The 6,307-nt window shown below is 60.9% G+C and carries 12 protein-coding genes and 1 pseudogene; all 13 read left to right on the top strand.

Annotated elements, in window-relative coordinates:
* Positions 1–168: pseudogene (gene tuf / locus ASE11_RS25180) on the top strand (elongation factor Tu); the annotation flags it as partial.
* 9 nt (positions 169–177) lie between these two features.
* Positions 178–492, top strand: coding sequence for a 30S ribosomal protein S10 (rpsJ, locus tag ASE11_RS04445; RefSeq protein ID WP_056266806.1), 315 nt, complete (start codon positions 178–180; stop codon positions 490–492).
* A 225-nt stretch (positions 493–717) separates the two neighbouring features.
* Positions 718–1,389 (top strand): 50S ribosomal protein L3, encoded by a 672-nt coding sequence (gene rplC / locus ASE11_RS04440; RefSeq protein WP_056266802.1) that lies wholly within the window; start codon positions 718–720, stop codon positions 1,387–1,389.
* A complete protein-coding gene (gene rplD / locus ASE11_RS04435) occupies positions 1,389–2,009 on the top strand; it encodes a 50S ribosomal protein L4 (protein WP_056266799.1) in 621 nt (206 codons plus the stop codon). The genes rplC and rplD overlap by 1 nt, the downstream gene beginning before the upstream one ends.
* A complete protein-coding gene (gene rplW, locus ASE11_RS04430) occupies positions 2,006–2,320 on the top strand; it encodes a 50S ribosomal protein L23 (protein ID WP_056266794.1) in 315 nt (104 codons plus the stop codon). Before rplD ends, rplW begins: the two co-directional genes overlap by 4 nt.
* Positions 2,321–2,322: 2 nt before the next feature.
* Positions 2,323–3,147: a 50S ribosomal protein L2 gene (gene rplB, locus ASE11_RS04425; protein ID WP_056266790.1), complete on the top strand. Its 825-nt coding sequence runs from the start codon at positions 2,323–2,325 to the stop codon at positions 3,145–3,147.
* 12 nt (positions 3,148–3,159) lie between these two features.
* Positions 3,160–3,435: a 30S ribosomal protein S19 gene (rpsS, locus tag ASE11_RS04420; RefSeq protein ID WP_056266785.1), complete on the top strand. Its 276-nt coding sequence runs from the start codon at positions 3,160–3,162 to the stop codon at positions 3,433–3,435.
* Positions 3,436–3,444: 9 nt separating this feature from the next.
* A complete protein-coding gene (gene rplV, locus ASE11_RS04415) occupies positions 3,445–3,774 on the top strand; it encodes a 50S ribosomal protein L22 (protein ID WP_056266781.1) in 330 nt (109 codons plus the stop codon).
* A gap of 15 nt (positions 3,775–3,789) precedes the next feature.
* Positions 3,790–4,668, top strand: coding sequence for a 30S ribosomal protein S3 (gene rpsC, locus ASE11_RS04410; RefSeq protein ID WP_056266777.1), 879 nt, complete (start codon positions 3,790–3,792; stop codon positions 4,666–4,668).
* A 2-nt stretch (positions 4,669–4,670) separates the two neighbouring features.
* Positions 4,671–5,087 (top strand): 50S ribosomal protein L16, encoded by a 417-nt coding sequence (rplP, locus tag ASE11_RS04405; protein ID WP_056266773.1) that lies wholly within the window; start codon positions 4,671–4,673, stop codon positions 5,085–5,087.
* Positions 5,088–5,103: 16 nt separating this feature from the next.
* Positions 5,104–5,310, top strand: coding sequence for a 50S ribosomal protein L29 (rpmC, locus tag ASE11_RS04400; RefSeq protein WP_056266770.1), 207 nt, complete (start codon positions 5,104–5,106; stop codon positions 5,308–5,310).
* Positions 5,311–5,319: 9 nt separating this feature from the next.
* Entirely contained in the window at positions 5,320–5,589 is a 270-nt protein-coding gene (gene rpsQ, locus ASE11_RS04395) for a 30S ribosomal protein S17 (RefSeq protein ID WP_056266767.1), read from the top strand.
* Positions 5,590–5,721: 132 nt separating this feature from the next.
* Complete coding sequence (locus ASE11_RS04390) at positions 5,722–6,234, top strand: peroxiredoxin (RefSeq protein WP_056266764.1); 513 nt, start codon at positions 5,722–5,724, stop codon at positions 6,232–6,234.
* Positions 6,235–6,307: the final 73 nt, after the last annotated feature.

Raw genomic sequence — 6,307 nt, 5'->3', positions numbered from 1 at the left:
GGCTCGATCGAGCTGCCCGAAGGCAAGGAAATGGTCATGCCGGGTGACAACGTGTCGATCACCGTGAAGCTGATCAACCCCATCGCCATGGAAGAAGGTCTGCGTTTCGCCATCCGCGAAGGCGGTCGTACCGTTGGCGCCGGCGTCGTTGCCAAGATCATTGCTTAAGGAGCCGACATGTCTACCAAGCAGAAAATCCGGATTCGCCTGAAAGCATTCGACTACAAACTGATCGACAGTTCGGCTGCCGAGATCGTCGACACCGCCAAGCGCACGGGCGCGATTGTCAAGGGTCCCGTGCCCCTGCCGACCCGCATGAAGCGCTTCGACATCCTGCGCTCGCCGCACGTCAACAAGACCAGCCGCGATCAGCTCGAGATCCGCACGCACCAGCGTCTGATGGACATCGTGGACCCTACCGACAAGACGGTTGACGCCCTGATGAAACTCGACCTGCCGGCTGGCGTGGACGTCGAAATTAAGCTGCAGTAATTGCGATTCCCAAGCCGATCGACGCTTTGCGCGTCGGTCGGCTTGCGCAAACAAAGCCCGCTGGTTATACTGGCGGGCTTTCCCGGATTTAGGTCTGGGGAGTTCGGCTTTGCCGATGCGGTCTGTCAATGATGCAGGTCGTATTTTTAAAACGTGTCGACGCCCTCCGGGGAGAGTCGATGCACCATCAGCCCCGGCCAATTGAAGTCGGGAACGGAGAAAACAATGAGTCTTAGCAACTCCCTCGGGTTGTTGGGTCGCAAGGTGGGCATGATGCGTCTGTTCACCGATGACGGGGACGCAGTTCCTGTCACGGTGGTCGATGTGTCGAACAACCGTGTGACACAGGTCAAAACCCTGGCCCATGATGGCTACGATGCGCTGCAGGTCACCTTTGGTGCCCGCCGTGCTTCCCGCGTGACCAAGCCCGAAGCGGGCCACCTGGCCAAGGCCGGTGTCGAAGCGGGCGAGATCATCCAGGAATTCCGCGTCGCTTCTGACGTCGCCGCCCAGTACCAGCCCGGTGCCGTGGTAGCCCCCAACGCGATCTTCGCGGTGGGTCAGAAGGTTGATGTGCAAGGTACTTCGATCGGTAAAGGCTTCGCCGGCACCATCAAGCGCCACAACTTCAAATCACAGCGCGCGTCGCACGGCAACAGCCGTTCGCACAACGTGCCAGGTTCCATCTCCATGGCCCAGGATCCGGGCCGCGTGTTTCCGGGCAAGAAAATGACCGGTCACATGGGCGATGACACCAAAACCATTCAGAACCTCGACATCGTGCGCGTGGACGAAGCCCGTCAGCTGCTCATGATCCGCGGCGCTGTGCCCGGCTCGAACGGCGGTTTCCTGACCGTGCGTCCTGCCATCAAGGCCAAATCCAAGGGAGCAAACTGATGCAAGTTGAACTCCTGAACGACCAGGGTCAGTCGTCGTCCAACGTGGACGTGCCTGAGACCGTGTTTGGTCGCGATTACAACGAAGCGCTGATCCACCAACTCGTGGTGGCATACCAGGCGAACGCCCGTCAAGGCACGCGTGCACAAAAAGACCGCCAGATGGTCAAGCACTCGACCAAGAAGCCGTTCAAGCAAAAAGGCACGGGCCGCGCCCGCGCCGGTATGACGTCTTCGCCCCTGTGGCGTGGCGGTGGTCGGATTTTCCCGAACAGCCCGGACGAGAACTTCACCCAGAAGATCAACAAGAAGATGTACCGCGCCGGCATGGCGTCCATCTTCTCGCAGCTGGTGCGTGAAGGCCGTCTGGCCGTGGTTGACTCCATGAAAGTGGATTCGCCGAAGACCAAGCAGCTGGCCGACAAGTTCAAGGCCATGAACCTGCAATCGGTTCTGGTGATCGCCGAAGAAGTCGACGAGAACCTGTACCTCGCCTCGCGCAACCTGCCCAATGTGCTGGTGGTCGAGCCGCGTTACGCCGATCCGCTGTCGCTGGTGCATTACAAGAAGGTCATCGTCACCAAGGCGGCGATCGACCAGCTCAAGGAGATGTTCGCATGAGCGTCACAAAATACGACGAAGGCCGCCTGATGCAGGTCCTCGTGGCACCTATCGTGTCCGAGAAGGCCACCCAGGTCGCCGAGCAGACCAACGCCGTGATGTTCAAGGTGTTGCGCGATGCTTCCAAGCCCGAGATCAAGGCCGCTGTTGAACTGATGTTCAAGGTCCAGGTCAAGGGCGTGTCCGTGCTCAACCAAAAGGGCAAGGCCAAACGCTTTGGCAAAACGGTGGGTCGCCGCGACCACGTTCGCAAGGCGTATGTGACCCTCATGCCGGGTCAAGAGCTGAACTTCGGCGGGGAGGGCGTTTAATCATGGCAGTCATCAAGATGAAACCCACCTCACCAGGCCGTCGTGGCATGGTGAAGGTGACGCGTGACCACCTGCACAAGGGTGAGGGCTACGCGCCGCTGCTGGAACCCCAGTTCCAGAAGGCTGGCCGCAACAACAACGGCCACATCACCACCCGCCACAAGGGCGGTGGTCACAAGCACCACTACCGCGTTGTCGACTTCCGTCGCAACAAGGATGGCATTCCGGCCAAGGTCGAGCGCATCGAGTACGACCCGAACCGCACGGCGCACATCGCGCTGGTCTGCTACGCCGATGGCGAGCGCCGCTACATCATCGCCCCGCGCGGTGTTGAAGTGGGTGCAACGCTGCTGTCCGGCTCGGAGTCGCCGATCCGCGTGGGCAACACCCTGCCGATCCGCAACATCCCGGTCGGTTCGACCATTCACTGCATCGAGCTGCAGGTCGGCAAGGGCGCGCAAATTGCGCGCTCCGCTGGCGCCTCGGCCGTGCTGTTGGCCCGCGAAGGCATCTACGCCCAGGTCCGCATGCGCTCCGGCGAGGTCCGCAAGGTCCACGTGGATTGCCGAGCCACCATCGGCGAAGTGTCCAACCAGGAACACAGCCTGCGCCAGTTGGGCAAGGCCGGTGTCAAGCGTCACATGGGCATCCGCCCAACCGTTCGCGGTACCGCGATGAACCCAATCGACCACCCGCACGGTGGTGGTGAAGGCAAGACCGGCGAAGGCCGCGCTCCGGTGGATCCGTGGGGCAACCTGACCAAGGGTTACCGCACCCGCAACAACCGCCGCACGCAGTCGATGATCGTCTCGCGTCGCAAGAAGTAAAGGGTTGACAACATGACTCGCTCACTGAAAAAAGGCCCTTTCGTTGACCATCACCTGATGGCCAAAGTGGAGAAGGCCGTGTCCACCAAGGACAAAAAGCCCGTCAAGACCTGGTCGCGTCGCTCGATGATCCTGCCCGATTTCATCGGTCTGACCATTGCCGTGCACAACGGCAAGCAGCACGTGCCCGTGTACATCACCGATCAGATGGTTGGACACAAGCTCGGCGAGTTTTCGCTGACGCGAACGTTCAAGGGCCATCCGGCCGACAAAAAAGCGAAGAAGTAAGGAACAACCATGGAAACCCGTTCAATCGTTCGAGGCGTTCGCCTCTCGGTCGACAAAGGCCGACTGGTTGCCGACCTGATTCGTGGCAAAAAGGTCGACCAGGCTCTCAACATCCTGGCGTTCACGCAGAAGAAGGCCGCTGGCATCGTCAAGAAAGCTCTTGAGTCCGCCATCGCCAATGCTGAACACAACGACGGCGCCGATATCGACGAACTGAAGGTCACGACCATCTACGTCGAGCAAGGCACCACGCTCAAGCGCTTCTCGGCCCGCGCCAAAGGCCGCGGCAACCGCATCAGCAAACCCACGTGTCACATCTACGTGACGGTTGGCAACTGAAGAGGTCACAGGAATATGGGACAAAAAATCAACCCCACCGGGTTCCGCCTCGCCATTTCGCGCAACTGGGCCAGCCGCTGGTACGCGAGCAACCGTGACTTCGCCGGCATGCTGGCCGAAGACATCAAGGTGCGTGAGTACCTCAAGGGCAAGCTGAAGAACGCCGCCGTCTCGCGCGTCGTGATCGAGCGGCCCGCCAAGAACGCCCGTATCACCATTTACTCGGCACGTCCGGGCGTGGTGATTGGCAAGAAGGGTGAAGACATCGAGAAGCTGAAGAAGGAACTGACCGCCAAGCTGGGCGTGCCGGTTGCGGTCAACATCGAAGAAGTGCGCAAGCCCGAGATCGATGCCAAGTTGATCGCCGACAGCATCACGCAACAGCTCGAAAAACGCATCATGTTCCGCCGCGCCATGAAACGCGCGATGCAGAACGCGATGCGCCTGGGTGCACAGGGCATCAAGATCATGTCGTCGGGTCGTCTCAACGGCATTGAAATTGCCCGTTGCGAGTGGTACCGCGAAGGTCGCGTGCCGCTTCACACCCTGCGCGCCGACATCGACTACGGCACGTCCGAAGCGAAGACCACCTACGGCATCATTGGTGTCAAGGTCTGGGTCTACAAGGGCGACACCCTGGGTCGCAACGATGCGCCCGTGGCCGCCGAGCCCCGTGTTGAAGAAGAGCGCCGCCCACGTGGTCCGCGCCGTGAGCGTCCAGCAGGTCCTCCTGCCCGCGCTGCGGTTCGTCGCCCTGGTGCGAACGCTGCTCCGGCCGATGGCAGCGACAAACCTGCCGAAGCCACGACCGGTACCGAAACCAAACCCGCCGTTAAGCGCGTTCGCAAAGACGCCGCGCCCGCATCTGCAGCTGCGGACGGCAAAGGAGAATAACCATGTTGCAACCTGCTCGCCGAAAATTCCGCAAGGAACAAAAAGGCCGCAATACCGGTGTCGCCACCAGCGGAGCCACCGTCGCGTTCGGTGACTTCGGTCTGAAGTCCACCGACCGCGGCCGCCTGACGGCCCGCCAGATCGAAGCCGCGCGTCGCGCGATTTCCCGTCACGTCAAACGTGGCGGCCGCATCTGGATTCGCGTGTTTCCGGACAAGCCGATCTCCCAGAAACCTGCTGAAGTCCGCATGGGCAACGGCAAGGGTTCGGTGGAGTACTACGTCGCCGAGATCCAGCCTGGCAAGGTGCTGTACGAGATCGTCGGCGTGCCGGAACAGCTGGCCCGTGAGGCCTTCCAGCTGGCCGCTGCCAAACTTCCCTTGCGCACCACGTTCGTGACGCGCTTGTTGGGTCAGTGATTCAGGAGAACACAAGATGAAAACTGCTGAACTGCGCCAAAAGGATGTGGCCGGCCTCGAAGCCGAAGTGAAATCGCTGCAAAAGGCCCACTTCGGTCTGCGCATGCAAAAAGCCACGCAACAACTCAACAACAACGCCGTGCTGGGCGACACCCGCCGCGCCATCGCTCGTGCCAAGACCATCCTGGCCGAGAAGCAGCGCACCGCGGCTTCGGCCAAATAAGGAGTGACCATGACGGAAGCTAAAACATCCCTCAAGCGCACCTTGATTGGCAAGGTCGTCAGTGACAAGCGCACCAAGACCGTGACGGTTCTGGTGGAGCGCCGTGTGAAGCACGAGCTCTACGACAAGATCGTTGCCAAGTCGAGCAAGTACCACGCCCATGACGAAAAGGGCGAGTACAAGACCGGCGACACGATCGAGATCACCGAGAGCCGTCCGCTGTCGAAGACGAAAAACTGGGTCGCCACCCGGTTGGTCCAAAAGGCCGAGCTGGTTTAAGCGCGATTCACGCTGCTTGCAGCGCCGAACTGAAAAGCGACCGACAATGCCGGTCGCTTTTTCTTTTTCCGGGCTCGATTTTCCGGGCCCCCACACCACGGCCCACAGGCCCAAAACCATGAGGAGCACAGCATGATTCAGGTTGGCGACAAAATCCCGGCGGCGACGTTGATGGAGTACAGCGAAGTTGAAGGCAACGGTTGCAGCATCGGCCCCAACGCCGTTGACGCGCACAAGGCCTCTTCGGGCAAGACGATTGCGGTGTTCGCTTTGCCGGGTGCCTTCACGCCGACTTGCTCGGCCAAGCACGTCCCCGGTTTTGTCGAGCACGCGGCCGACTTCAAGGCGGCCGGCGTGGACGAGATATGGTGCCTGAGCGTGAACGACGCCTTCGTGATGGGCGCTTGGGCGCGCGATCAGAAGACCGGCGACAAGGTGCGCATGCTGGCCGATGGCAGTGCCGACTTCGCCAAGGCCACGGGCCTGACGCTGGACCTGACAGGACGCGGTATGGGTTTGCGCAGCAACCGTTACTCGATGCTGATCAAGGACGGTGTGGTCAAGGCACTGAACGTTGAAGGTCCAGGCAAGTTCGAGGTGAGCGATGCCGCCACACTGCTGGCCCAGGTCAAAGCCGGCGTCTGATCGTGGGCTGAAGCAAAAAAGCCGCCGGTGGGAACACCGGCGGCTTTTTTCATGGCGCCCGCACGCGGTGCCG

Source organism: Hydrogenophaga sp. Root209 (assembly GCF_001428625.1).
Classification (GTDB): Bacteria; Pseudomonadota; Gammaproteobacteria; order Burkholderiales; family Burkholderiaceae_C; genus Hydrogenophaga.
This window is presented reverse-complemented; position numbering and strand designations above follow the sequence as displayed.

Excerpts from the sequence above, each read along its gene's own strand:
- rpsJ (WP_056266806.1), top strand. The coding sequence starts at position 178 with ATGTCTACCAAGCAGAAAATCCGGATTCGCCTGAAAGCATTCGACTAC.
- rplC (WP_056266802.1), top strand. The coding sequence starts at position 718 with ATGAGTCTTAGCAACTCCCTCGGGTTGTTGGGTCGCAAGGTGGGCATG.
- rplD (WP_056266799.1), top strand. The coding sequence starts at position 1,389 with ATGCAAGTTGAACTCCTGAACGACCAGGGTCAGTCGTCGTCCAACGTG.
- rplW (WP_056266794.1), top strand. The coding sequence starts at position 2,006 with ATGAGCGTCACAAAATACGACGAAGGCCGCCTGATGCAGGTCCTCGTG.
- rplB (WP_056266790.1), top strand. The coding sequence starts at position 2,323 with ATGGCAGTCATCAAGATGAAACCCACCTCACCAGGCCGTCGTGGCATG.
- rpsS (WP_056266785.1), top strand. The coding sequence starts at position 3,160 with ATGACTCGCTCACTGAAAAAAGGCCCTTTCGTTGACCATCACCTGATG.
- rplV (WP_056266781.1), top strand. The coding sequence starts at position 3,445 with ATGGAAACCCGTTCAATCGTTCGAGGCGTTCGCCTCTCGGTCGACAAA.
- rpsC (WP_056266777.1), top strand. The coding sequence starts at position 3,790 with ATGGGACAAAAAATCAACCCCACCGGGTTCCGCCTCGCCATTTCGCGC.
- rplP (WP_056266773.1), top strand. The coding sequence starts at position 4,671 with ATGTTGCAACCTGCTCGCCGAAAATTCCGCAAGGAACAAAAAGGCCGC.
- rpmC (WP_056266770.1), top strand. The coding sequence starts at position 5,104 with ATGAAAACTGCTGAACTGCGCCAAAAGGATGTGGCCGGCCTCGAAGCC.
- rpsQ (WP_056266767.1), top strand. The coding sequence starts at position 5,320 with ATGACGGAAGCTAAAACATCCCTCAAGCGCACCTTGATTGGCAAGGTC.
- ASE11_RS04390 (WP_056266764.1), top strand. The coding sequence starts at position 5,722 with ATGATTCAGGTTGGCGACAAAATCCCGGCGGCGACGTTGATGGAGTAC.